A 24,588-nucleotide genomic window follows, 5' to 3' on the forward strand; every position below is an offset into this window, starting at 1 on the left:
CGACCGCGTAGCGGCTCAGCCCCGGATCGCGGTCAGCAGCCGGGCGCAGCGGGCCGCCATGTCCCGCGCCGACCGGTCGGGGTGGCCGGTCCACCAGCCCACGAGTGCGCCGACCGTGCCGGTCCACACGTGCTTCAGCGCGTCGGCGTCCAGCGGGTCGTCGTTGCCGCGCTCGCGCAGGAGGTCCGCCGTTCCGGACGCGGCGAGGTCGTCGATGGTCCGCCGGTGCCGATGCGCGGCGGCGTGCAGGTCGGTACCGGGCCTCAGCGTCCTGTCGTACAGCACGAACCAGGCGCCCCGCTGCTCCTCCAGGACTTCGAAGACGGCGCTGAGCACGCGATGGGGCGTCTCAGCCCTGGGGTGCTCCCCGGCCATCGCCTCCTCGATCGCGGTGACGAGCCGAGGCGCGACGCGCTCCAGGCAGGCGAGGTAGAGGCCGTCCTTGGAGCCGAAGTACGTGTACAGCATCGGCTTGGTGACACCCACACGCCCCGCGATCGCGGCCATCGACGCGGAGGCGTGGCCGTGGCGGCCGAACTCGTCCACGGCCGCCGCGAGGATCTGCTCCTCGCGGCGCGCGCGGGGGATCCCCTTGGTCCCGGCGCCACGGGGGCCGTTCGCGGGCGGGGTGGAGGCGGACACCGAGGATCTTGCCGTGTTCATGCCTGGAACTATACGTTGCAGTAAATTACCCAGAGGTAAATTACTGGAAGGTCATACGCTCATGGCGGACCATGCCTCCTCCCTTCCTCCCTCGCCCGCCGGCGCCCCCAGCCGGTCCTGGTGGGGCTGGGGTGACGTGGACCAGGCCCTGCCCGACGCGGAGTGCGCCTCGCTGGCCGCTCTGATCCCTGGCGCGGCGGCGTCGGCGCTCCCCGTTCCATCGGTCGCCTCGCTGGAGCTGCCCCCGGTGCGGGTGAGCGCCCCTGCGACGCTCGCCCGTCTCGTGTCCTCCGCCCCGGCCGACCGTGCGGCCCACACCTACGGCAAGGCGTTCCGGGACGTGGTCCGCGCGCTGTACGGCGATCTGGCGGCCGCTCCGGATCTGGTCGCCCGCCCCCGGGACGAACGGGACGTGGTGGACCTCCTGGACTGGGCCGCCGGGGCGGACATCGCCGTGGTCCCGTACGGGGCGGGCAGTTCGGTCGTCGGCGGGGTCGAGTGCCGCGCCGGGGAGCATTCCGGAGTCCTCTCCCTGGACCTGTCCGGGCTGGACCGGGTCCTGGAGATCGACAGGGTCAGCCGGGCCGCGCGGATCCAGGCGGGTGTCCTGGGGCCCGGCCTGGAGTCGCGGCTACGGCCGCACGGGCTGACACTGCGCCACTTCCCGCAGAGCTTCGCGTTCTCCACGCTCGGCGGCTGGCTCGCCACCCGCGCGGGCGGTCATTACGCCACCCTCCACACGCACATCGACGACCTGGTCGAATCCCTGCGCGTGGTCACCCCGGCGGGGGTGAGCGAGTCGTTGCGAGTGCCGGGTTCGGGGGCCGGGCCTTCGCCGGACCGGTTGTTCCTCGGCTCGGAGGGCACTCTCGGGATCATCACGGAGGCGTGGATGCGGCTCCAGGACCGCCCGTCCCACAAGGCGTCGGCCTCGGTGGTGTTCGAGCGTTTCCCCGACGCGGTGGAGGCCGTCCGGGCGATCGCGCAGTCGGGCCTGCACCCGGCCAACTGCCGCCTGCTGGACCCGGGCGAGGCGGCCCTGTCGGGGGTGGCCGAGGGGGGCGGGAGCGTGCTGGTGCTGGGGGTGGAGTCGGCGCACGGGCCGGTGGGGAGCCGGCTCGCGGAACTGGTCGCCCTGGCCCGGGACCACGGCGGCTCCCCGGTGGAGCGGCCGGCGGCCGCGGGCGACTCGGCCGCCGAGACCTGGCGTTCGGCGTTCCTGCGCATGCCCTACCTCCGCGACGGGCTGGCCCGGATGAGCGTGATCAGCGAGACGTTCGAGACGGCCTGCACCTGGGACCGGTTCCCGGCCCTGTACGAGGCGGTGCACCGGGACGTCGGGGAGGCCGTACGGAAGGTGACGGGTGTGTCCGGCCTGATCAACTGCCGCTTCACGCACATCTATCCCGACGGGCCCGCCCCCTATTTCACGGTGATCGCTCCCGGCCGGCGCGGGTCGGAGGTCGCCATGTGGGACGAGATCAAGGCCGCGGCCATGGAGACGCTCGGCGAGCAGGGGGCGACGGTCACCCATCACCACGCGGTCGGCCGCGACCACCGGCCGGGGTACGACCGCCAGCGCCCGGAGCCGTTCGCGCTCGCGCTGCGGGCCGCGAAGCAGGCGCTCGACCCTGCCGGAATCCTCAACCCGGGGGTGCTGTTCGACGCCGCGACGAGGTGACCGGCGGCTCGTCCGGGTCCGGCGGTGGGGTCAGCGAGGACTCGATCCGGGTGAGCTGGTGGGCGAGGCTCGTCATCCACACCTCCAGGTCGGCCGAGAGGGGCGTCGGCGGGTGCCCTTCCGGTAGGGCCCGCCGCCGTGCGCTCTCCGGATGGTCGCCGGTCAGCAGGGAGGCGATCCGGTCCGTCTCCGCGACCAGCGCCTGGGCCGTGGTGCGGGCCCAGGCTGCGGCCGGGGCCGTCGCGCCGGACCCGGGTCGCAGGCCGAAGCGGGGCAGCCAGTGGGCGCCGAGGAGCATGTGATTGGCGGCGATGAGGATGGCGTGCCAGTCGGTACGGGTGTCCTCCCCCGGAGCCTCCGTGCGGTACTGCGCGTACGCCGCCTCGGCGAGGCGCAGTTGGTGGACGGCCGGGAGGGTTCGGGGCTCGGGCTGCGAGCCGCGTGGGGGAGGCTGCGGCGAGCTCCGTGAACCGGCCGGCAGCGTCTGCGGATCATCCCCGGCACCGCCCGCCGATGGCCACGGCGAAGCCTCTGAACCGCCCGGCGAGGTCGAAGGCGCGGCCCGGGAGCCGTCCGGCGGAGGCTGCGACTCGTCCCGCGCTCCCTCCGACGAAGTCGGCGTGTTGCCTCCGGTCCCGCCCGGCGGGTCGGGCCGATCACCCCCGGCACCGCCCCCCGACGGCCACGGCGAAGCCCCTGAACCGCCCGGACCTGCCGTCCGGCCCTCCCAGCCGCCCTCCGGTCCCACCAGCGTCCGGGCCGTCGCCGGGACCAGCTCGGCGCAGGTGCGCAGGAGCGCCGCCATCGCTCGGTGGACCTCCCGGCGGGCGCCCGCCGGCCACGCCAGGAGGCCGCAGAGCAGGCCGATCGCGCTGCCGGTGACGACGTCGATCATCCGGGCCTCCGAGAGGCGCCAGGTGACCGGTTCGATCTGGGCGAACGCGGTGGCGACGACCAGCGTGAAGAGGCCTTGCGCGTACGCGACGCCCAGCAGCGGTCCCAGGGCGAACGCCACCAGCATCACCGGGCCCAGCAGAGCGGCGTACACATCGGTGTGCGGGCCCAGCCCAACCAGGAGGGCTCCCGCCACGAGCGCCCCGGCCGCGTTCCCGGCCACCGCCAGGCGGACCGCCCGCCAGGTCGCGCCGGCCGTCGTCCGCCCCAGGGTCAGGACGGCGAGCAGCACCCAGAAGCCGTGGGACAGATCGAGGGAACCGGCCACCGCGCGGGCCGCCGCGAGGCCGAGCGCGGTCCGCAGGGCGTTCTGGAGCAGCACCGACCGGAACGTCATGTTGCCGGCGACCCGCCGGGCCCAGAGCTCCGGCGTGGACAGCTCCGCGTACCAGAACAGCCGGCGCGGGGCGGCGGGCTCGGTGGGTCTGCCGTGGACGGCGATGTCGGTGGTGATCTCCGCCATCCGCGCCGACTCGGCCAGCGCCAGCACCTGCGACTGCCGTCGCTCCACCTCGACCGGGGGCCGCTCGCCGGGTGGCCCGGACGCCCTGCGTACGCGCTCCGCCTGGAAGTCCCGCATCGCCTTCTCCAGGGCCCCGGCCACCGGCGGGTCGTCTCCCGTGCGCACGAACCGGGCGCAGCTGGTGCACAGACCGGCGACGCGGTCCAGGAGCGCGGCGGAGGCGGGGTCGGCGGCTGCCGGGAACTTCTCGGCGAGGGTGGCCAGCTGGTCCAGCAGTCTGCGGACCGCACGGCCCGCCTGCTCCAGCGCGCGGTCGTCACGCCCCGCACCGGCGGGGCGTTCCGCCGGGGGCACGGACCCCAGCCGGAGCCTCGCCCCGGCCTCGCGCAGCTCCCGAGGCGGTACGTCACCGGAGGCGGCCCCGCGGGCCGCCTCGCCGAGCGCACGGGCGAGGCGTTCCCGGTAGGTGGCGGCGGACGGGTCGGGCAGCAGGAGTTCGCAGGCGGCGAGGAGCAGGACGCCGACGGCCAGCCCGGACAGCCGCTGGCCGAGCGTGTCGGGGGCGTACGGCGGGAAGCAGGCCAGGATGTAGAAGAGCTGGAGTCCCGGCCCGGCGCCCGCCGGGCGCGGGCCGCCCACCGCGGCGAACGCCAGCAGGAAGCCGACGACGAGCATGCCACCGACGGCCGCCCAGGTCTCGACCGCCAGCAGCGTGCCCAGGGTCGCCAGGACCAGGGCCCAGGGCAGCGCCCGCACCATGACGCCGGCCCGCTGGCGGCCGGAGCCGGGGATCGGTGAGAGCAGGCCGATGGCGATGGGGGCGAAGAGGGCGTACACCGCCATGACCGGCAGCCCGGCACCGTACAGCAGCGGGTAGAACCCGGCGCCCGCCGCGACGGCGACCCGGATGGCCCGGCGGACGATGGTCGCCCTCTCCTGCCCGGTGGGGATCACATGGGCCATTGTCGGCCCGCGCCGGGCCGTCCGCTCGGGATGGCGGGCCGGCCCGGCGTGCGGTCAGGCGCCGGCCGTCTCCTTCTGCGCGGTGCGGCGGCGCACCACGGCGTAGCCGTAGGGGTCGGGCCAGCGGGGCTCCGCCCCGAGGGTGTCGGCAGCGTGGTGGGCCCAGTACGGGTCGCGCAGCAGCTCACGGCCGAGCATGACGGCGTCGGCCTGTCCCGTGGCGACGATCTCCTCGGCCTGGGCGGGCTCCAGGATCAGGCCGACCGCGGAGACGGGAAGGGCGGTGGCCTGCCGTACCTGTGCGGCGAAGGGCACCTGGTAGCCGGGGTGGGCGGCAATCCGGGCGTCGCGGACCAGGCCGCCGGTGGAGACGTCGAGGAGGTCGACGCCGTGGGTGGTCAGCTCCTTGGCGAGGCGGACGGTGTCGTCGCCGGTCCAGCCCTCGCGCGGGTCGTCCTCGTTCTCGCTCAGCCAGTCGGTGGCCGACGTGCGGAAGAGGACGGGCAGGTCGTCGGGCCAGACCGCGCGGACGGCGTCGACCACCTGGAGCGGGAAGCGCAGCCGGTTCTCCCAGCTGCCGCCGTAGGCGTCGGTGCGCCGGTTGGCGGCCGGGGAGAGGAAGGAGTTGATCAGGTAGCCGTGGGCGCCGTGGATCTCGACGACCCGGAATCCGGCGGCGAGGGCGCGCTCGGCGGCCGCCGCGAAGTCGTGTACCAGCTGCTGGATCTCGTCCTCGGTCAGCTCGTGCGGGACGGGCAGCCCGTCGAACGCCACCGGGCTGGGGGCCACGGACCGCCAGCCGCCGTCGCTCTCGGGGACGTACTCACCGCCGAGCCAGGGCCGATCGGTGGACGCCTTGCGGCCGGCGTGGGCGAGCTGGATCGCGGGGACCGATCCGTGGGAGGCGATGGCCGCGGCGATCCGGGCGAAGGCCTCCTGCTGGCGGTCGTTCCACAGACCCAGGTCCCAGGGGCTGATCCGCCCGTCGGGGCGTACGCCGGTCGCCTCCGCCATCACGAGCCCGGCGCCTCCGGCGGCGCGGCTCGCGAGGTGGGTGAGGTGGAAGTCGGTCGGGACCCCGGCCTCGGGCCCGTGGGAGGCGGCGGAGTACATGCACATCGGGGACATCCACACGCGGTTGGCTATCTCCAGGGACCGCAGGGTCAGGGGCGTGAACAGAGCACTCACCGGTATGTCTCCTCCGGGTCGGGGCCTGGGCGCCCTGCCGGACGGGAAGGGCAGCAGCGCCATGGCCAATACGATAGACCTCGTAGTACGGCAGTTGTCAAACTACGAGGATGTTCGTACTTTGGGGGTGCGAGAACCGAAGGAGGCCACCCATGTCCACGACCGAGCGCGGCACCACGTCCGGCCGGCAGCTGGCCCATCCGTCCGTGGAGGAGATCCGTCTGGAGACCGTCCTGCACGCGCTGGCCGACCCTGTCCGGCTGCGTATCGCGCGTGAGCTGGCGGACGGGCACGCGGACATGGCCTGCATCGCGTTCGACCTTCCGGTGAGCAAGTCGACCACCACCCACCACTTCAAGGTGCTGCGCGAGGCGGGTGTCATCCGTCAGCACTACGAGGGGACCTCCCGCATGAGCAGGCTGCGCGAGGCCGACCTGGAGGCACGCTTCCCGGGACTGCTGGCGGCCGTCCTGGAGGCGGCACGGCGCTCCGCCCGCTCCCCCGCGCCTTCGGCCTGAACAACGCCTGTACGTCGTCCGCCCCGGGCCTCTTCGCAGGCCCGGGGCGGACGACGTACAGCTGTCGGACCGCTCAGATGGTCGCGGTGTCGATCACGAAGCGGTAGCGGACGTCGCTGGCGAGGACCCGCTCGTACGCCTCGTTCACCTGGCCGGCCCCGATGACCTCGATCTCGGCGCCGAGGCCGTGCACGGCGCAGAAGTCCAGCATCTCCTGGGTCTCGGCGATGCCGCCGATCGCGGAGCCCGCCATCGACTTGTTGCCGCCGATGAGCGAGAAGAGGTTGAGCGAGACCGGCTCCTCGGGCGCGCCCACGTTGACCAGGGTGCCGTCCGTCCGCAGCAGGGCGAGGTAGGCGCCGAAGTCCAGCGGGGCCGAGACCGTGGAGAGGATGATGTCGAAGGTTCCGGCCAGTTCCTCGAAGGTCTTGGGGTCGCTGGTCGCGTAGTAGTGGTCGGCGCCCAGCTTGAGCCCGTCGTCCTTCTTGCGCAGCGACTGGGAGAGGACCGTGACCTCGGCGCCCAGGGTGTGCGCGATCTTGACGGCCATGTGGCCGAGCCCGCCGAGGCCGATGACGGCGACCTTCTTCCCGGGGCCGGCGCCCCAGCGGCGGAGCGGGGAGTACGTGGTGATGCCCGCGCAGAGCAGCGGCGCGGCCTCGTCCAGCGCGATGCCCTCGGGGATACCGACGACGAACCCCTCGGTCACGACGATGTGCGTCGAGTAGCCGCCGTAGGTGGGCTCGCCGCCGCGGTCGAGCGCGTTGTACGTCTGGGTGTTCCCCTCGGCGCAGTGCTGCTCGCGGCCCATCAGACAGGCATCGCACTTCCCGCAGGAGTCGACCATGCAGCCGACGCCGACACGGTCGCCGGCCTTGAACTTGGTGACGCCGGGGCCGGTCTCGGTGACGATCCCGGCGATCTCGTGGCCGGGCACCATCGGGAAGATGCCCTCGCCCCAGCCGTCGCGGGCCTGGTGGATGTCGGAGTGGCAGATACCGGCGAACTTGATGTCGATCAGGACGTCGAACTCGCCCACCGGGCGGCGCTCGATCGTGGTGCGCACCAGCGGGGCCTTGGCACGGGGAGCGGCGTAGGCGGCAACGGTGGTCATGCCGGAGGTTCTCCTCTGGGTGATGCGGTAGGAACGTCTCCCAGCATCAGGGTGCGGCCAGGGTTTACCCAGGTCACCGCTTTGCCTACGTCCAGTGGTCCTACCACTGGCGGGGACAGGCTGCCACGCGTACGACCAGGAATAATGGGAGCCATGGACGTTTCGCCCGACACCTCCGCCCCCGAGCCCCTCGACCGGCGCGCCGAGCTCAGCGAGTTCCTGCGCACCCGGCGGGCCCGGCTCCGGCCGCAGGACGTGGGGCTGCCGGAGTTCGGCCGGGCCCGACGGGTGCCCGGGCTGCGACGGGAGGAGCTGGCGCAGCTGGCCGGGGTCTCGGTGGCGTACTACACGCGCCTGGAGCAGGGCAACGGGCGCAATGTGTCGGCCGAGGTGCTGGACGCGATCGCCCGGGCGCTGCGGCTCAGCGACGCCGAGCACGCGCATCTCACGCATATGGCCAAGCCGGCGCAGCACAAGAAGAAGCGTCGGCCGGCCAGGGTGCAGCGGGTGCGGACGGGGCTGCTGCACCTCCTGGACAGCCTGGAGGGCGTCCCCGCGTACGTCTCCGGGGCCCGCTCCGACATCCTCGCCTGGAACCCGATGGCGGCGGCGTTGTTCGGCGACTGGGGTGCCTTGCCGCCCGAGCAGCGCAACTGGGCGCGGCTGGTGTTCCTCTCCCCCTCCTACCGGGACCTGTTCGTGGAGTGGGACTCCAAGGCCTCGGACATGGTCAGCTATCTGCGCCTGTACGCGGGCTGCCACCCGGACGATCCGCAGCTCTCCGCGCTGGTGGGTGAACTGTCGGTCAAGAACGACGAGTTCAGGCGGCTGTGGGCCACGCACAACGTGAAGGAGAAGGGCCACGGCACGAAGCTGCTCCGGCATCCGCTCGTCGGCGACATGGCCCTGTCGTACGAGACCCTGCATCTGCCGGACGACCAGGAACAGTGCCTGGTCACCTACCACGCGGAACCGGGGTCGGAGTCGGCCCAGGCACTGCGCCTGCTGGCCGGCTGGGGTGCGGACGCGTTCGGCGACGCTCCCCGGGGCCTGGCCGGGGAGCGCTGAGGGCGGACCGCAGGGGTCCGGGCGTCAGCCCGGGGCACCCGCCCCGGATCTCTCGCGGCCGGTCCTGCCCGCCGCGACGGCCTGCCTCGCCGCGGCGGTTCCCGACGGGTCCAGGAGGGGCAGGGTCTCCGGAGTGGCGAGACGGGGCAGCAGCAGGCGCCAGAAGCCGGTGAGCGTCCGGGCGGACAGCCAGGTGGAGTCGTGGCGGCCGAGCACCTCGAAGCCGGTGGTCGCGGCCACCGTCGCGGCTGTGACGTCAGGGCGGGACAGCCCCTCGGTGAGCGTGCCCGCGGCGGCCGCATCGTCCAGCAACTCGCCTACGCAGCGCCGCCACTGCGCGTGCAGACCCGGCTCGTCGCATCTCTCCCCGTCGTAACCGAGCCGGAATCCGGCCCTGGTCACGGGGTCGCGGCCGAGGAGTTCCACCAGGGCGTGCGAGGTGTCGACCAGGGTCTGCAGGGCGGTGTCCGTTCCGCGGCGGATGCCGGTGGAGACCTCCAGCAGCCCGTGGGAGGCCTCCGCGACCACGGCCTGGGCGACCGCGGCCTTGTTCTCGAAGTGGAAGTGCAGCGCGCCCGTGCTGACATTGGCGCCGGAGCTGATCAGCGCCAGGCGCGCCTGTCCGTACCCGTGCTGCTCGAAGACGATCGCCGCGGAGCGGATCAGCGCCCGGCGGGTGCGCGCGGCGCGCACCTGCTTGGTCACCGCCGCCTCCGTCGGTGGGGGGAGCGGGCGGGAAGGGGGCCTGGGCCGTGAGCCACGAGGGCCGGGAGCTCTCCACCGGAGCCGTACAGCAGTGTCATGGGGAATATCAAACCAACTTACCGGTTTGATTTCCAGGGGAACGTGTGCGCGGACGGGCTCCATGACCGCGCGCGGTCCGCTATCCGGCGCGGACCGTGGCGGCGAAGGAGGCGGTGTGGTCGGCTGCCCAGGTACGGAACGTCCTGGCGGGGCGGCCCGTGAGCTTCTCTACGGTGGGCAGCACGGCGGCCTTGGCCCCCGCGCGCCGGCGCTCCGCGCTTTCGAGGAACGCCTCGGCCACCGGTTGAGGATACTTCGCGAGCAGCGCCTCGCGCGCCCGGTCCAGGGGCAGTTCCTCGAAGCGCAGCGGCCGGCCCAGCAGTCCGGAGAGCTGAGCCGTCTGCTCCCGCGCGGTGATCACCTCCGGGCCCGACACGGCGTAGGCCTGCCCCTCGTGACCCGCACCGGTGAGGGCTGCCACGGCCACCGCCGCGACATCGCGCGGATCGACGCACGCGACCGGTGCGTCCCCGTAGAGGTCGCGCACCACGCCGTCCGACCGGATGCCCGTGGCCCAGGAGAGCGTGTTGGACATGAACGCCCGGGGGCGGATGAACGTCCAGGGCACCCCGGATTGCCTGATGGTCCGTTCGTTGCCCCGCTGGAGCCGGGTGATGAAGTCGTCGGCGTCCGGCTCCTCCACCGCCATCATCGACAGCTTCACGAGGTGGCGCACCCCCGCCGCCGCGGCCGCCGCGGCGACCCTCGCGTCGTCGGGCTCGGTGGGGCTGTTCGTCACGAGGAACACCGCGTCGATCCCGCGCAGCGCCCGGTCGAGAGAGGCGCGGTCCGCGTACTCGCCCGCCACGACGTCGACTCCGGGCCCGCGTACCGTCACGCGCTCCGGCCGCCTCGCCAGGATCCGTACCGGACCGGCGGCCGCCAGCTGACCGGCGACCTCGCGCCCCACCGCCCCGGTCGCTCCTGTCACCAGAATCACGCCGCTCACTCCTCACACACCGTCATCACCCTGCCGGACACCCGCGACACAGCTCGCGCTCCCGCGCGCGGTCGCGCCCTCAGCTTGCGCCCAGAGGGCCCGAGAGCACCGTGTCGAAGACCGGCTCCCCGTCCTGATGGCCCATCACCCGGACTCTCGCCTCGCCCGGCGCCGCGCCCGGCAGGACCTCGGCGGCGATCGCGCAGGGGCTGCCGAACTCCGCGTACCGGTGGAAGTGCGTACGCCCCTCGGCGGGGACGAACCCGGCGCCCCCGGCGGCCAGGCACGCGGCCTGCCGAGCCGCCTCCAGCAACAGCATGCCCGGCACATGGTCGTTGGGCCGCTGGAAGAGCGTCGGATGACGGGTGTCCACCCGCAGCTCCCAGACCCCTTCGCGCACGCTCTCCGCGAGCACCACGTCCTGCGCCCGGTCACGGCCCGCCCGGGCGGCGTCGACCGGCGCCGTCCGGGGTATCGCCACGCACGGCTCCGCCGATCCACCGCGCATCCGCCGGTAGACCCGGGGGCTGGTGAACCGGGTCGCGCCCATGCCGGTCGCGACCAACTGGCCCGCGCGGTGCACCACCCAGTCGACCCGGCCCTGCACCGGCAGCCTGCCGCGCCACTTGAGCTCGGAGCAGGTCACCTCCACGTCGATCACGGTGGGCAGACCGCCCACGACGAGGCCTTCGGGGCGGGTCGCGTAGTCGAGATCCGCCATCAGGAAGTGGTAGCCGACGGGGACGCCGTACCCGGCGTGGAAGGCCAGCATCGCCGCCTGCCGCATCGCCTCCGTCACCAGCAGCGGGTCGTGGCGGTCCGCGCCCACGGGGGCGAAGAACGGATGGTCGTGCGGCAGCACCGCCTCCACGTGGAAGCGGTCCGGGCCCACCTGTTCCCAAGTGCGCGGGAACGCGTCCTCCGCCCTGCTCCTGTGAACCAGTTCCATTCCCACCGGATGCACCACTCGGGCCTCCGAGCCCACGGCCGAGGCCGCTACAGGATCGGTCAACACTGCTGCTTCGGGCATAACTCCCCCCCAGGGGTCATGTGATGGGCGAGCCGTTCCTGCGGTGCGCACGCGCTGATAAGATACAGACTAAGCGGTTTTTTTTCTATGCCCACAGCCCTCCGCAGAACGCCCGTCCGGCCGCACGACCGGCACACCCCGACGAAGGAGACAGGGATGGCCAAGCAGGACCGGGCGATCCGCACCCGCCAGGCAATCCTGATGGCAGCGGCTGAGGTTTTCGAGAAGTACGGCTACCAAGCAGCCACCATCACGGAAATACTCAAGATCGCCGGGGTCACGAAAGGCGCGCTCTACTTCCATTTCCCCTCCAAGGAAGAGCTCGCGCTCGGTGTGATCGAGGCGCAGGAGCCTCCGGCGCCCACCCCCGACCAACTCCTCAAGCTCCAGAAGCTCGTGGACATGGGGATGCTGTTCAGCCACCGCCTCCACACCAGTCTCCTCACCCGTGCCGGCGTCCGTCTCTCCATGGACCAGCAGGCCCAAGGCCTGGACCGCACCGGCCCGTTCCTGCGCTGGCAGCGGACGACCCACGATCTGCTGGCCCAAGCCAAACAGAACGGCGAACTCCTCCCGCACGTCAACCCCACCGAGACCGCGGATGTCTATGTCGCGGCCTTCACCGGCATCCAGGCCGTCTCCCAGACCCTCACGAACTACCGTGATCTGGAGCAGCGTTACATCACGCTCCAGCGGCACATCCTCCCCAGCATCGCCGCCCCCTCCATCCTCACCGCGCTGGACCTCAGCCCCCAGCGCACCACCGACCTCGCCCGCCTCGCCCCCGCGTACTGAGCCCCCTAAGAGCTGTCCCGCAGCGCCGAGGCGGGCGGTCGAGAGACGGAGAGGTTCGCCGCTTGTCCTCTCTGTTGTGCAGCTGCCCAAGGATCCGTCGAACGTCACCTCTGCCCTGGTGGCAGCGTTTCCGACCCGTCTTGCCGGTGACGTGAAGAGCGTCCTGGCGGCCATGCCGGAGGCCGGGCTCGCGCGGGCGATGCCCTTCGAGGTCGAGGTGCAGGGCGAGACCGTGGCCATCCCGTCGCGCATCTACATCGAGGAGCCGAGCGCCGACCAGGAGGAGCCGCGCCTGGCCGGGACTCAGCAGGTGATCCTGCACTGCCTGTACTCCCGGCACCACGATGGCCGGGTCCGCCAGCGGCACCTTGAGCAGATGGTGGCGTCGGACGAGCCGTGGGTGGTCCCGTTCGTGGTGCAGTTGGCCGGCGAATACGTGCTGGAGATCATCGAGGCGATCGGCCGGGGGCTTCCCGGACTCGCCGTCCCGGGCTCGGCCCAGCGCCGCCTCTACGGGGAGTTCATCGCCCGGAATCCGGCCTTCTTCGCACGCACGGAGCGGCGCGTGGTGAGCTATTGGTCGTGCCACTACCGCTGGAAGTACGGAGCGTTCGGGACGTATCCCGGGTGCGTCCTTCTGGAAGCGTTCCGGGCCGCTGTGGTGGAACAGGTGGGCGGGCGGTGGCCGCGGCACGCACCGCACCCCGCCGGCGGACCCGGGTGAGGGACCTGCCCGAGGTCGGGTCGATGCGGTCGATGATCCGGCCGGCCGCCGGCTTCGAGTTCGCGCACAGCGGGGCCAGTTGGCACATGGTCACGTCGGTGCGCCAGCAGGCCGCGACCAGGAGAACGCGGTCTTCAGGTGACCGGCCTCGCGGAGGACCCGTCCGTGGTCCGACTGCGCTCCCGCGCTGCACCGCGGTCACCAATTCGCCTGAACGGCGCGGGCTCGGCCCGGTGAGCGGACGGGTCCAGGACGGCTCCGATGCCACGGTCACACCAGCCACACCAAGATCATCTCACCCGTGAACAGCAGTTGCGGGACAGCCCTCAGGCGGTCAGGGCCAGCCGGGTGCCGAGGCCGATCATCATCGCGGCGACGAGGCCGTCCAGGACGCGCCACGACGACGGGCGGGCGAGTACCCCGCTCAACAGCCGGGCGCCGAAGCCGAGGGCGGCGAACCAGCAGACGCTGGCGAGGACCGCACCCAGCCCGAACGTCCAGCGCAGCGGGCCGCGGTCGGCGGCGACGGAGCCGAGCAGGAACACCGTGTCGAGGTAGACGTGCGGGTTGAGCCAGGTCATCGCGAGGCAGGCGAGGACCGCACCCCGCCTCGCCCCGGAGGGCGCGTCCTGCGCATGGAGGGCGGAGGGGCGGAAGGCCCGGCGTGCGGCCAGGACGCCGTAACCGATCAGGAACACGCCGCCCAGCAGGGAGACCACGGTCAGGGCGGACGGCCAGGCCACGACGACGGCACCGACCCCGGCGACGCCGAGGGTGATGAGGACCGCGTCGGACAGGGCGCAGATGACGACCACCGCGAGGACGGCCTCCCGGCGCACGCCCTGCCGCAGGACCAGGGCGTTCTGGGCGCCGATGGCGACGATGAGGGAGAGGCCGGTACCGAACCCGGCGGCCGCGGTGGTCAGAGCGTTGGTCATGGTCCAGACGCTAGGGAGGTCCTCGACACATGTACAGCTAATGATTCTTACGTATCATTAGCTGCTGTGATGTCGGGGCTTCCTCTTGATCAGGTGCGGACCCTGCTGGCCGTCGTCGACGAAGGCACCTTCGACGCGGCGGCCGACGTCCTCCATGTGACGCCGTCTGCGGTCAGCCAGCGGGTGAAGGCCCTGGAGCAGCGCACGGGGCGGGTGCTCCTGATGCGGACGAAGCCGGTGCGGCCCACCGAGTCCGGCGAGGTCGTGGTCCGCTTCGCCCGCCAGCTGGCCCGGCTGGAGCAGGACGCGCAGTCGGCCCTCGGGATGTCGGGCCCCGGCGAGCCGACGCGGCTGACGGTCGCGGTGAACTCCGATTCGCTGGCGACCTGGTTCCTGCCCGCGCTCGGCCGCGTACCGGAGGAGCTGGGTGTCTGTTACGAGCTGCGCCGGGAGGACCAGGACCATACGGCGGCGCTGCTCCGGGAGGGGCTGGTGATGGCGGCGGTGACCTCGTCGCCCGAGGCGGTGACCGGGTGTTCGGTGCGGAGTCTGGGCCGGATGCGCTATCTGCCGGTGGCGACCCCGGAGTTCGCCGGGCGCTGGCTCGGGCGGGGGACGGGGACCCCGTTGCGCGAGCTGATCGCGGACGCGCCGGTGGTGGACTTCGACCGGCGCGACGATCTCCAGGACTCCTTCGTCCGCGCGGTCGGGGCCGGTCGCCGGGCGGGCTTTCGGCGCCACTTCGTGCCCACGTCGGAAGGGTTCGTGGACGCCGTGGCGGCGGGGATGGGCTGGGGCATGCTCCCCGACGTCCAGGCCCGCCCGCTGCTGGGCTCGGGGCGGCTGGTCCTCCTCGCCCCGGACCGCCACGTCGACGTGCCCCTCTACTGGCAGCAGTGGAAGCTGGACTCACCGGCCCTCGCGACCGTGGCCGAGGCGGTGGTGGTGGAGGCCGCCGAGGCACTCGACGGGGCCCCTTAGGATGGCGGGTCTCCCCCGGGTCAGGGCTCCCGCTACAGGCCGGCCGCGCCCGGGGGCCATCCCGAGAGACCCGGAGGCGTCCCCTTGCGCGTGCTGCTGGTGGAGGACGACGACGACCTGCGGGCGGTGATCGCCGCCGGTCTGCGCGAGGCCGGGTTCGCCGTCGACGGTACGGACGACTGGCCGGAGGCGGACGTGATGCTGCACGTCACCGCGTACGACTGTGTGGTCCTGGACCGGATGCTGCCCTCCGGTGACTCCCTCGCGCGGCTGGAGAGCAGGCGCCGGGCGGGCTGGTCGGTTCCCGTGCTCTGCCTCACCGCCCTGGACGCCCTCGACGACCGGCTACGCGGGCTGGAGAGCGGGGCGGACGACTACCTCGCCAAGCCCTTCGCGATGCGCGAACTCGTCCTGCGGGTACGCAGTCTGACCCGGCGGGCGGCCGAGCGGCTGCCCGCCTTCCTGAGCTGCGCGGATGTGGTGATGGATCTGGCGCGGCGCGAGGTGCGCCGGGGCGGGGTGCTGCTCTCGCTGAGCCCGAAGGAGTACGCCGTGCTCCAGCAGCTCCTGGTCCACCGGGACAGTGTCGTCACCCGTACGGCGCTGCTGGAGCACTGCTGGGACGAGATGGCCGACCCGGTCTCCAATGTGGTGGACGCCGTCATCGCCGGCATACGGCGCAAGCTCGGCGCCCCGGGCCTCGTGCACACCGTGCGCGGCCAGGGGTTCCTGATGAGCTCGGCATGAACCGGCGCGAAGGCCTCGGCTCCGCGCGGCGCGGCTCCCCGGCCCGGAGTCGGCTGCGCCGGCTCCAGCTGCGCCTGACCGTCGCGTACACGCTGATCACCGTCGTCGGGCTGAGCTGTCTGTCCTGGCTGGTGATCCGGACCGACGACCGGTCCCGGGAAGCCTCCGAGTACGACGAGATGCGCCGCCGGGCCTCCGTCGCCGCCTCGCTCGTCTACTACGAGGACGACCGCGTCCGCCTCGACGGCCTGGCCGACGACGAGGCGACCGCGGGCACGCCCCAGGTCCTGGTGCTGGAGGACCGGCCCGGTGGCGTTCCGGCCGTGGTGTTCCGGGGCGGCGCCCAGCAGTTCGACGTACCGGCCGCGACGCTCGCGCGGGCGGCGCGATCGGCGATGCGCGGCGAGGAGACGGTACGGGAGGAGGCGCACGACCGCACGGGCGGGCCCGTCCGGCTGCTGGCCGTGCCCTTCTACCACGACGCGACCGACGAGGTGGCGGGCGCGGCCGTCGCGGTCGGGGACCCGGCGTACGGGTCGGCCGAGCACCGCAGCCTGGTCCTCTCCCTCGTCGTCGGGTGCGCCGCGCTCACCGCGCTGGCCGGGCTCACCGGCCATGTGCTCTCCGGGCGGTCGATGCGGCCCGCCTGGCAGGCGCTGGAGCAGCAGGAGCGGCTGCTGGCCGACGCGGCGCACGAGCTGCGGACCCCGGTGGCGGTGATGCGCGGTTCGGTGGAGATGGCCGAGCGCGGTTCGGGCGAGCCGGCGGACCATCTGCCGAGGATCCGGCGGGCGGCGGACCGGATGGGTCACGTGGTGGAGAACCTGCTGACCCGGGGGCGGTTGGAGGCGGCCGTGGAGTCGGTGCGGACCGAACCGCTGCGGCTGGACCAGCTCGTGGAGGAGGTGTGCGCCGATCTGCCGGAGGGCGGGCACCGGCTGGAGCTGCGGCTGGCGGAGTCGGTGGTGGACGCCGACGCCGCGCTGGTGCGGGTGGCCGTACGCAACCTCCTCGACAACGCCGTACGGCACGGTCGTATGCCCGGGGAGCCGGGCGGTGCCGAGCTGCTCGTGTCCGTACGCGGGCCGGAGGTCTCGGTCGCGGACCGGGGTCCGGGGGTGGAGCCCGGGCGGCTGCCGGAGCTGATGGAGCGCTTCCGCTCGCCGGGCGGCGGTACGGGCATCGGCCTCTCGCTGGTGCGGCGGGTGGCCCTCGCCCACCGGGGCGGCCTGACCGTGCGGACCCGGAAGGGCGGCGGTGCGGAGTTCGTGCTGCGGCTGGCGCCCGCCCGGTCGCGGCGGAGGCGGGCGGGCAGGGGTCCGGGCGGCTGACGCCGGGAACTCGCTCATGGGCCGACGCTCACGATTCGCTCATGATCGGCCGTTCATGATGCGAGGGCAGGTACGCAGACCACACACTGGAGTTCCCCATGCCCCAGCACGCCGCCACCCCCTTCCTCCGCCGCCGCTCCACCCTCGCGGCCCTGGCCGGCGGGGTCGCCGTGACGGCCGGCGCCGGGGTCCTGCTGTCCGGCGCCTTCGCGGCCGAACCCGCGCCCAAGGTCGTACTCCCCCAGGCCGACGCCACGTTCGACTACCAGATCGGCGGCGCGTACACCCCGCCCGCCGGGGTCAAGGCGCTCTCGCGGGACCGGGGCGCCGAGCCCGTACGCGGTCTGTACAACGTCTGTTACGTCAACGCCTTCCAGACCCAGCCGGACGCGATGGACTGGTGGCAGAAGCAGAACCCGGACCTGCTGCTGCGCGACGGCAGCGGCGAGCCGGTCAACGACGAGGCCTGGGGGGAGGCGCTTCTCGACACCTCGACCGCGGCCAAGCGGACCCGGCTGGCGAAGATCGTCGGTGGCTGGATCGACGGCTGTGCGAAGTCCGGGTTCCAGGCGGTGGAGCCGGACAACCTCGATTCGTACGAGCGCTCCGGGGGACGGCTCACCCGGGCGCACAACGCCGCGTTCGCCAAGCTGCTGGCCACGCGGGCGCACGCGGCGGGGCTGGCGATCGGCCAGAAGAACACCACCGACCTGCTGGACCAGCGCAAGACCATCGGCTTCGACTTCGCGGTCGCCGAGGAGTGCGGCCGCTACGGCGAGTGCGCCGACTACGCCACCGCGTACGGCAACAGGGTCTTCGTCATCGAATACACCGCCCGCGACTTCTCCCAGGCCTGTTCCGCCGTGGGCGCCGAGCTCTCGGTGGTCCAGCGCGACCTCGACGTCCGGCCGGCGGGGCAGAAGGGCTACGTCTTCCGGACCTGCTGATACGGGCCGGAGCCGGTCACCCGGGGGACGCGGGTGACCGGCGGGAGGTGAGCGTGAAGAGGGCGCCGCGGGGGTCGACGATCAACGACTCGGGTCCGTCGTCCGGGGAGATGCTCGGCGGGGAGACCTCACCACCCGCCTTCCGCGCGGACTCGGTGGCCGCCGTCAGGTCGTCGACCTGGAAGCGGACGTGCCATCGAGGGCGCAGCCGGGGGTCGGGGGACGCCCCGTCGCCGCCGCCGCGCAGGCTGGCCATGGTGCCACCGCCCTGGCGGACGACCACGGTGTCCCGCTGGTGGACGTAGCCGACCTCGCAGCCGCCGGGGTCGTGGGGGTCCCAGCCGAAGACCTCGGAGTAGAAGACCGCGGCGTCGAAGGCGTGGCTGGTGCGCAGTTCGAGGGAGGCGGGTGCGCTGCCCCGGCCGATGGACCAAGGCGGGGTGCGGCCCTCCCAGAAGCCGAAGCCGGCCCCTTCGCGGTCCGCGGCGACGGCTCCTCTGCCGGGGCCGAGCCGGAGCGGGCCGACGGCGATCGTGCCGCCGCGTTCCCGTACGCGGGCGGCGGTGACGTCCACGTCGGCGACGGCGAAGTACGGGGTCCAGGTGGTGGCGGTCGGCAGGCCGGGCCCGATCCGGCCGATCCCGGCGACGGGCAGGCCGTCTGCGTGGGCGACGGTGAAACCCTCGCCGAGGGTGCCGGAGCGGAAGGTCCACCCGAGGACGGCCGTGTAGAAGTCCTGGGCGGCGCGCAGGTCACGGGTCATGAGACTGACCCAGCAGGGAACGCCGTGCACAGGGGTGGTCCGCTCTGCCTCCGCCATCGCCGATCCGTCTCCTCGCCGAACAACATGCCCTACATACCTACGCCGCCCGGGTCGGCGGCGCCACCCGGGCGCGGGCCCTCGGCCGCCGTGGCTCTCACCGTACGGCGAGGGCCGCGGCGGGTTCGCCCAGGTGCCGGGCGGCGGTGCGCCACGCGGTGGTGACGGCTTCGCGGGCGGTGGCGGTCGCGGCCTCGACGCCCAGGGGCAGGTGCAGCGGTGAACCCAGGTGGACATGGAGCCGGGGGCGGCGGACCGGGGCGGTGAGGAACCCGGCGATCTGCTTGGCGCCCGGGCCGGACGTCACCCTGCGGGCGCCGGCCTGCCCGAGGGGGACGACGGGCGCACCGGACGCGTGGGCCAGGCGGGCGAGGCCGCTGCGGAAGCTCTCCGGCGGCGCCTCGGCCGCGTCCCCGCGCGGCGGAATCCGGCCCTCCCCGTAGATGAGGACGTGCCGGCCCGCCCGGAGTGCGGCGGCGGCTGTGTCGAGGGCGTCGGCCGCACGGTGGGTGTTGCGGTGCACGGGGACGTGGCCGCCGCGCTCCAGGAGCCGGCCGAGGACCGGGATGCGCCAGAGGCCCGCGGTGGCCAGGACGACCGGTTCGACGTCGAGGCGCAGCAGCGCGGCGAGGACGACGCCGGGGTCGGCGAGGGAGGTGTGGTTGGCGACGATGATGGAGCCGGGGGCCGGGGCGGCGCTGTGGTCGGAGGTGACCGTGAGGCGGCCGAGGCAAGGGATGACGGCGGCTGCGACGCTGCTGAGCACGGTTCTCCTGTGGTTGCGGTCGGTGAGGTGACCTTGGCTTCGCGGTCGTGTTCATCGTCGCGGCGGGGCGGGGCTCGGACCTGAGTCCGGATACTCATCCGGGGGTGGGGTGCGGTGCCCGGCCGCGCCCCTGCCGGAACACCGGTCCGCTCGATCCGGTACGTGGTCCGGGTGAGCCGTCGACTACCTTGTTGCATACAGATTGCAATTACTTACAGGTGGCAAGGAGGCGGCCGTGGGCTCTCCCGTGGTGCTCGGGATCGAGTCGTCGTGCGATGAGACCGGAGCGGGTCTGGTCCGGGACGGACGTCTGCTCGGGCACGCGCTCGCGTCCAGCATGGACGAGCACGCCCGCTTCGGCGGTGTCGTGCCGGAGATCGCCGCGCGGGCCCATGTGCACTCCTTCGGCCCGGTCGTGGAGCAGGCGCTGGAGAGCGCGGGGCTGCGGATGACGGACATCGGCGCGGTCGCCGTCACCACCGGGCCGGGGCTCTCCGGGGCGCTCCAGGTGGGGCTGGCCGGGGCCAAGGGGCTGGCGTACGCGCTGGGTGTGCCGCTGTACGGGGTCCACCACCTGGCGGGGCACGTCGCGGCGGACACCCTGGAGCACGGTCCGCTGCCCGATCCCTGTGTGGTGCTGATCGTCTCCGGCGGCCACACCTCGCTGCTGCTCGTCCGCGATCTGGCCCGGGACCCGATCGTGCATCTCGGGGACACCGTGGACGACGCGGCCGGTGAGTGCTTCGACAAGGTGGCCCGGGTCTTCGGGCTGCCGTATCCGGGCGGTCCGGCGATCGACCGGGCGGCGCGGGAGGGTGATCGGCGCGCGGTGGCGTTCCCGCGCCCGATGACCGGGGCGCGGGACGCCCCGTACGCCTTCTCCTTCTCCGGGCTGAAGACGGCTGCCGCTCGCTGGGCCGAGCAGCGGCGCGTGGAGGGCGGGGAGCTGCCGCTGGCCGATGGTGCCGCGTCGCTCCAGGAGGCGGTGGCCGACGTGCTGACCCGTAAGGCGGTGGCGGCCTGCCGTGACCACGGGGTGTCCACGCTGGTCGTGGTCGGCGGTGTGGCCGCCAACTCGCGGGTGCGGGAGCTGGCGGAGCGGCGGTGCCGGGCGGCCGGGGTCACGCTGCGGGTGCCTCCGTTGCGGCTGTGCACGGACAACGGGGCGATGATCGCGGCCGTCGGCGACCTGCTCGTACGGGCGGGGGCTGAGCCCGCTCCGATGGATGTGTCGATCGATCCGTCGGCTCCGCTGGAGTTCGCGGCGCTGCATCCGGTGGCGCGGGGCTCGGTCGCAGCGGCCTGAACCGCCTCGGCCCCGGACACCGTGGCGGGGTCCGGGGCCGAGGCGGTTCGCCCCACGGGAGGTCGGACCTTTCCCCGGAGAGGCAGGACCTTTCGCCCGATGAGGTCGGACCATTCGCTCCGGAGTGGTCCGACCATTCAACGTGCAGAGGTCAGACGGCCAGCCAGACCGCCGTGTCCTTCGGCAGCCGGCCGTCCTCGTCCAGGGGGTTGCTGGCCAGCAGTACGCCGGTGTGCGCCGGGAGTTCGGCGGGGGCATCGGCCAGGTTGACCACGCAGACGAGGGTGGCGCCGCGCGCGAAGACGAGGACGTCCCGCTCCTCGCTCAGCCAGCGCAGCTGACCGGTGTGCAGTTCGGGCAGGGCGCGCCGCTGCCGCAGGGCCTCACGGTAGAGGGCCAGCATGGAGGCGGAGTCGGTGGCCTGGAGGTCGGCGGCGCGGGAGGACCAGTCGTCGGGGAGCGGCAGCCAGGGTTCCACCGTCGAGCCGAAGCCCGCGTACGGTTCGTCCGCCGCCCAGGGCAGCGGGGTGCGGCAGCCGTCGCGGCCGGGGGCGCGGCCCTGGGAGCGGAAGTACATCGGGTCCTGGATGCGGTCCAGCGGTACGTCGGCCTCCGGCAGGCCCAGCTCCTCGCCCTGGTAGAGGTAGACGGAGCCGGGCAGGGCGAGCGAGAGGAGGGCGGCGGCACGGGCGCGGCGGGTGCCGAGTTCCGGGTCGCTGGGGACGCCGAACGCCTTGCTGGTGAAGGCGAAGCTGGTGTCCTCGCGGCCGTAGCGGGTGACGGTGCGGGTGATGTCGTGGTTGCAGAGGACCCAGGTGGCGGGGGCGCCGACCGGGGCGTGTTCGTCGAGGGTCTCGTCGATGGACCGGCGCAGCCGCTCGCCTTCCCAGGGGCAGCTGAGGAAACTGAAGTTGAAGGCGGTGTGCAGCTCGTCGGGGCGCAGGTAGCGGGCGAAGCGTTCGGAGTCGGGGAGCCAGACCTCGCCGACGAAGATGCCACCGAACTCGTCGGCGATGGCCCGCCAGCCGCGGTAGATGTCGTGGAGTTCGTCCCGGTCGACGTACGGATGCGGGCCCGGGTGTCCGGCGACGTCCGGGAGGGCGGGGTCCTTGGCGACGAGGGCGGCGGAGTCGATGCGGACCCCCGCGACGCCGCGTTCGAACCAGAAGCGCAGGACGTCCTCGTGCTCCTGGCGTACGGCCGGGTGGGCCCAGTTGAGGTCGGGCTGTTCGGTGGCGAAGAGGTGCAGGTACCACTCGCCGTCCGCGACCCGGGTCCAGGGCACTCCCCCGAACTCGCTCTCCCAGTCGTTGGGCGGGAGTTCGCCGTGTTCGCCGCGGCCGGGGCGGAAGTGGAAGAGTTCCCGCTCCGGGCTGCCGGGGCCCGCCGCCAGCGCCGCCCGGAACCAGACGTGCTGGTCGGAGACGTGGTTGGGCACGATGTCGATGATGGTCCGGATGCCCGCCTGCCGGGCCTCGGCGATGAGCTTCTCGGCCTCGGCGAGCGTGCCGAAGGCCGGGTCGATGACCCGGTAGTCCGCGACGTCGTAGCCGCCGTCCGCCATCGGGGAGAGGTACCAGGGGGTGAACCACAGGGCGTCGACGCCGAGTTCGGCCAGGTAGGGCAGCCGGGACCGCACGCCCGTCAGATCGCCGGTGCCGTCGCCGTCGCCGTCGGCGAAGCTGCGGACGTAGACCTGGTAAATGACGGCCGAGCGCCACCAGTCGTCGGCGGCAAGCTGGCTGCCTTCCATAAGGCGGGTTCCTTTCGGACGGGCGCGGTCGCCGGCGGGGTGTGCCGGTCCGCGCAACAAGGAGGAGCTGGAGGTTCTGGCGCCGCCGCCCCGGAGCGGGGCGGGAAGGCCGGGGACGGCGGCGGGTCCTGGGGTCTTGGGTGCTGCCGGCCGGTCAGCCCTTGGTGCTGCCCGCGCTGATCCCGGCGATGATGTGGCGCTGGAAGACCAGGAACATCAGGACCATCGGGATGCTCGCGATGACCATGGCGCCGATCAGCACGGTCAGGGGCACGTTCTGGGAGAGCTGGACCAGGGCGACGCTGATGGGCTGTTTGTCGGTGTCGGAGAAGACCATCAGGGGCCAGAGGAAGTCCTGCCAGACGGCGACGAGCGCGAAGATCGAGACGACGCCGAGCACCGGCCGGGACAGGGGCAGCACGATGGACCGGAGCGTACGGAGCTTGCCCGCGCCGTCGATCTCCGCGGCCTCCAGGACGTCGCGCGGGATCTGGTCGAAGAACCGTTTGAGCAGGTAGAGGTTGAAGGCGTTGGCGACGGCCGGCAGCCAGATGGCCAGCGGGTCGTTGAGCAGGTTGACGTGGATCAGCGGCATGTCCGCGATGGTCAGGTACTTCGGTACGACGAGGGCCTGGACCGGGACCATCAGGGTGGCGAGGATGCCGCCGAGGATCACCTTGCCGAAGGCGGGCTTCAGCTTGGACAGGGCGTAGGCGGCGGCCGTGCAGAAGACGATCTGGAGCACCCAGGCGCCGGTCGCCTGGACCACCGTGTTCCACAGGTGGGTGGGCAGCCGCATCAGGTCCCAGGCGTCGGTGTAGCCGGTCACCTGCCACTGCTCGGGGACGAGGGTGGGCGGGGTGCGCACCACTTCCTCGGGTGGTTTCATCGCGCCCGTGACCATCCAGTAGACGGGGAAGAGGAACGCGAAGGCGAAGAGCACGACGACGAGGGCGAACACCGACCAGTACGTGACCTTGCCGCGCCGTCCGGCGAGCGCGAGCGGGGAGACGATGGTGCGTACGGACCGCTCGGCGGGGGCGTACGCCGGCCGCTTCGTGAGGGCGGCGGGCTGCTGTACCGGGGGCGGAGCTGTCTGGGTCATGGTGGGCGGCCGCTCCTCTCAGTCGGTGCGGGTGAGTCGCAGATACAGGGCGGAGAAGGCGGTGAGCACCAGCAGGAGCATCACGCTGAGGGCGGACGCGCCGCCGAAGTCGTTGTAGAGGAAGGCGTACTTGTAGATCAGGTAGAGCACGGTGACGGTGGAGTTCTCCGGCCCGCCCCCGGTGATGACGAAGGGTTCGGTGAACACCTGCATCGTCGCGATGACCTGGAGCAGCATCAGCATCAGGATGATGAAGCGGGTCTGCGGGACGGTGACGTGGCGGATGCGCTGCCAGAGCGAGGCGCCGTCCAGCTCGGCCGCCTCGTACAGCTCGCCGGGGATGCCCTGGAGCGCGGCGAGGTAGATGAGGACGGTGCCGCCCATGTTGGCCCAGGTGGCGACGATGACGAGGGAGACGAGGGCGGTGTCGGCGCCGTTGGTCCAGTTCGAGGTGGGCAGGTGGAAGAAGCTGAGCACCTCGTTGGCGAGGCCCGCGCCCGGATCGTAGAACCACTTCCACAGCAAGGCGCTGACCACCGGCGGGATCATCACCGGCAGGTAGACGACGACCCGGAAGAACGCCTTGGCGTGGCGGAGTTCGTTGAGGACGAGGGCCATGACGAACGGGATGGCGAAGCCGATGACCAGGGCGAGCACGGTGAAGGTGAGCGTGTTGCGCCAGGCCGCCGTGAACTCCGGGTCCTGGAAGACCCGGGTGAAGTTGGCGGTGCCCACCCACTGCGGGTCTGAGCCGGGCGTGTACTTCTGGAACGCGATGATCACCGACCGGATGGCCGGGTACCAGGAGAAGAGGATGAAGCAGAGCAGACCGCCGGTCAGGAACGCGTAGGCGGTGGCCTGGTCGGCGATCCTCCGGCGGAGCGGGCCCAGCGGCCCGCGGCCCGCCGGGCGGGCGCCCCCCGAGAGGGGCGCCGTGCCGGCGGGCCGCGTCACCGCGGGTGGAGCGGGCTGGGACGTGGTCTTCATGG

At 72.9% G+C, this 24,588-nt stretch carries 23 protein-coding genes; 10 read left to right on the plus strand and 13 right to left on the minus strand.

What is annotated here, in order from left to right; all coding sequences use genetic code 11:
• Window positions 1–15 precede the first annotated feature (15 nt).
• The gene (locus tag D6270_RS00600; RefSeq protein WP_204117244.1) at window positions 16–663 is read right to left on the minus strand and encodes a TetR/AcrR family transcriptional regulator; all 648 of its coding nucleotides are present in this window, start codon (window positions 661–663) and stop codon (window positions 16–18) included.
• Between the two features lie 61 nt (window positions 664–724).
• Here D6270_RS00600 and D6270_RS00605 point away from each other — a divergent pair, with 61 nt between their 5' ends.
• Window positions 725–2,344, plus strand: a complete 1,620-nt coding sequence (locus D6270_RS00605; protein WP_109167744.1) for an FAD-binding oxidoreductase — start codon at window positions 725–727, stop codon at window positions 2,342–2,344.
• On the opposite strand, the gene D6270_RS00610 is transcribed toward D6270_RS00605, so the two are convergent.
• Together D6270_RS00610 and D6270_RS00615 are read right to left on the minus strand one after the other, a co-directional pair.
• Window positions 2,307–4,724 carry an FUSC family protein gene (locus D6270_RS00610; RefSeq protein ID WP_151414643.1) on the minus strand — a complete coding sequence of 806 codons (2,418 nt, stop codon included), beginning with the start codon at window positions 4,722–4,724 and terminating at the stop codon, window positions 2,307–2,309. The genes D6270_RS00605 and D6270_RS00610 overlap by 38 nt on opposite strands.
• Before the next feature lie 54 nt (window positions 4,725–4,778).
• Window positions 4,779–5,912 carry an NADH:flavin oxidoreductase/NADH oxidase gene (locus tag D6270_RS00615; protein WP_109167743.1) on the minus strand — a complete coding sequence of 378 codons (1,134 nt, stop codon included), beginning with the start codon at window positions 5,910–5,912 and terminating at the stop codon, window positions 4,779–4,781.
• A gap of 152 nt (window positions 5,913–6,064) precedes the next feature.
• On the opposite strand from D6270_RS00615, the gene D6270_RS00620 reads away from it, so the two are divergent.
• Window positions 6,065–6,430, plus strand: coding sequence for an ArsR/SmtB family transcription factor (locus tag D6270_RS00620; RefSeq protein ID WP_109167742.1), 366 nt, complete (start codon window positions 6,065–6,067; stop codon window positions 6,428–6,430).
• Between the two features lie 73 nt (window positions 6,431–6,503).
• On the opposite strand, the gene D6270_RS00625 is transcribed toward D6270_RS00620, so the two are convergent.
• Window positions 6,504–7,544 carry an NAD(P)-dependent alcohol dehydrogenase gene (locus D6270_RS00625; RefSeq protein WP_109167741.1) on the minus strand — a complete coding sequence of 347 codons (1,041 nt, stop codon included), beginning with the start codon at window positions 7,542–7,544 and terminating at the stop codon, window positions 6,504–6,506.
• Between the two features lie 153 nt (window positions 7,545–7,697).
• On the opposite strand from D6270_RS00625, the gene D6270_RS00630 reads away from it, so the two are divergent.
• The gene (locus tag D6270_RS00630) at window positions 7,698–8,612 is read left to right on the plus strand and encodes a helix-turn-helix domain-containing protein (RefSeq protein WP_109167740.1); all 915 of its coding nucleotides are present in this window, start codon (window positions 7,698–7,700) and stop codon (window positions 8,610–8,612) included.
• 24 nt (window positions 8,613–8,636) lie between these two features.
• Here D6270_RS00630 and D6270_RS00635 read toward each other — a convergent pair whose 3' ends face one another.
• From D6270_RS00635 to D6270_RS00645, 3 genes are all read right to left on the minus strand, one after another.
• A complete protein-coding gene (locus D6270_RS00635) occupies window positions 8,637–9,317 on the minus strand; it encodes a ScbR family autoregulator-binding transcription factor (protein ID WP_109167739.1) in 681 nt (226 codons plus the stop codon).
• Between the two features lie 178 nt (window positions 9,318–9,495).
• Window positions 9,496–10,356, minus strand: coding sequence for an NAD(P)H-binding protein (locus tag D6270_RS00640; RefSeq protein WP_109167738.1), 861 nt, complete (start codon window positions 10,354–10,356; stop codon window positions 9,496–9,498).
• 79 nt (window positions 10,357–10,435) lie between these two features.
• Entirely contained in the window at window positions 10,436–11,305 is an 870-nt protein-coding gene (locus D6270_RS00645; RefSeq protein WP_109167737.1) for a 2-oxo-3-(phosphooxy)propyl 3-oxoalkanoate synthase, read from the minus strand.
• A 237-nt stretch (window positions 11,306–11,542) separates the two neighbouring features.
• Between D6270_RS00645 and D6270_RS00650 the strand changes: the two genes are divergently transcribed.
• On the plus strand, window positions 11,543–12,181 hold the full coding sequence (locus D6270_RS00650) for a ScbR family autoregulator-binding transcription factor (protein WP_109167736.1): 639 nt from the start codon (window positions 11,543–11,545) through the stop codon (window positions 12,179–12,181).
• A 76-nt stretch (window positions 12,182–12,257) separates the two neighbouring features.
• The gene (locus tag D6270_RS00655) at window positions 12,258–12,905 is read left to right on the plus strand and encodes a hypothetical protein (protein ID WP_109167735.1); all 648 of its coding nucleotides are present in this window, start codon (window positions 12,258–12,260) and stop codon (window positions 12,903–12,905) included.
• Window positions 12,906–13,231: 326 nt separating this feature from the next.
• Here the strand turns inward: D6270_RS00655 and D6270_RS00660 are convergent, their stop codons facing one another.
• Window positions 13,232–13,843: a LysE/ArgO family amino acid transporter gene (locus D6270_RS00660; protein ID WP_109167734.1), complete on the minus strand. Its 612-nt coding sequence runs from the start codon at window positions 13,841–13,843 to the stop codon at window positions 13,232–13,234.
• A 66-nt stretch (window positions 13,844–13,909) separates the two neighbouring features.
• Here D6270_RS00660 and D6270_RS00665 point away from each other — a divergent pair, with 66 nt between their 5' ends.
• The 4 genes from D6270_RS00665 (at window position 13,910) to D6270_RS00680 (ending at window position 17,849) form a co-directional block, all read left to right on the plus strand.
• Window positions 13,910–14,824, plus strand: a complete 915-nt coding sequence (locus D6270_RS00665) for a LysR family transcriptional regulator ArgP (RefSeq protein WP_109167733.1) — start codon at window positions 13,910–13,912, stop codon at window positions 14,822–14,824.
• 84 nt (window positions 14,825–14,908) lie between these two features.
• Window positions 14,909–15,571 carry a response regulator transcription factor gene (locus tag D6270_RS00670; protein ID WP_109167732.1) on the plus strand — a complete coding sequence of 221 codons (663 nt, stop codon included), beginning with the start codon at window positions 14,909–14,911 and terminating at the stop codon, window positions 15,569–15,571.
• Window positions 15,568–16,902 carry a sensor histidine kinase gene (locus D6270_RS00675; protein WP_109167731.1) on the plus strand — a complete coding sequence of 445 codons (1,335 nt, stop codon included), beginning with the start codon at window positions 15,568–15,570 and terminating at the stop codon, window positions 16,900–16,902. The genes D6270_RS00670 and D6270_RS00675 overlap by 4 nt, the downstream gene beginning before the upstream one ends.
• 98 nt (window positions 16,903–17,000) lie before the next feature.
• A complete protein-coding gene (locus D6270_RS00680) occupies window positions 17,001–17,849 on the plus strand; it encodes an endo alpha-1,4 polygalactosaminidase (protein ID WP_109167730.1) in 849 nt (282 codons plus the stop codon).
• Window positions 17,850–17,865: 16 nt separating this feature from the next.
• Here the strand turns inward: D6270_RS00680 and D6270_RS00685 are convergent, their stop codons facing one another.
• Both D6270_RS00685 and D6270_RS00690 read right to left on the minus strand, forming a co-directional pair.
• Window positions 17,866–18,669, minus strand: coding sequence for a VOC family protein (locus D6270_RS00685; protein ID WP_109167729.1), 804 nt, complete (start codon window positions 18,667–18,669; stop codon window positions 17,866–17,868).
• 97 nt (window positions 18,670–18,766) lie between these two features.
• The gene (locus D6270_RS00690; protein WP_109167728.1) at window positions 18,767–19,435 is read right to left on the minus strand and encodes a lysophospholipid acyltransferase family protein; all 669 of its coding nucleotides are present in this window, start codon (window positions 19,433–19,435) and stop codon (window positions 18,767–18,769) included.
• A gap of 235 nt (window positions 19,436–19,670) precedes the next feature.
• On the opposite strand from D6270_RS00690, the gene tsaD reads away from it, so the two are divergent.
• On the plus strand, window positions 19,671–20,741 hold the full coding sequence (gene tsaD, locus D6270_RS00695) for a tRNA (adenosine(37)-N6)-threonylcarbamoyltransferase complex transferase subunit TsaD (RefSeq protein ID WP_109167727.1): 1,071 nt from the start codon (window positions 19,671–19,673) through the stop codon (window positions 20,739–20,741).
• A 151-nt stretch (window positions 20,742–20,892) separates the two neighbouring features.
• On the opposite strand, the gene D6270_RS00700 is transcribed toward tsaD, so the two are convergent.
• From D6270_RS00700 to D6270_RS00710, 3 genes are all read right to left on the minus strand, one after another.
• A complete protein-coding gene (locus tag D6270_RS00700; protein ID WP_109167726.1) occupies window positions 20,893–22,494 on the minus strand; it encodes a glycoside hydrolase family 13 protein in 1,602 nt (533 codons plus the stop codon).
• Between the two features lie 154 nt (window positions 22,495–22,648).
• Window positions 22,649–23,599 (minus strand): carbohydrate ABC transporter permease, encoded by a 951-nt coding sequence (locus tag D6270_RS00705; protein ID WP_202419016.1) that lies wholly within the window; start codon window positions 23,597–23,599, stop codon window positions 22,649–22,651.
• 18 nt (window positions 23,600–23,617) lie between these two features.
• A complete protein-coding gene (locus D6270_RS00710; protein WP_109167725.1) occupies window positions 23,618–24,586 on the minus strand; it encodes a carbohydrate ABC transporter permease in 969 nt (322 codons plus the stop codon).
• Window positions 24,587–24,588: the final 2 nt, after the last annotated feature.

Source organism: Streptomyces griseus subsp. griseus, assembly GCF_003610995.1.
Lineage (GTDB): Bacteria > Actinomycetota > Actinomycetes > Streptomycetales > Streptomycetaceae > Streptomyces.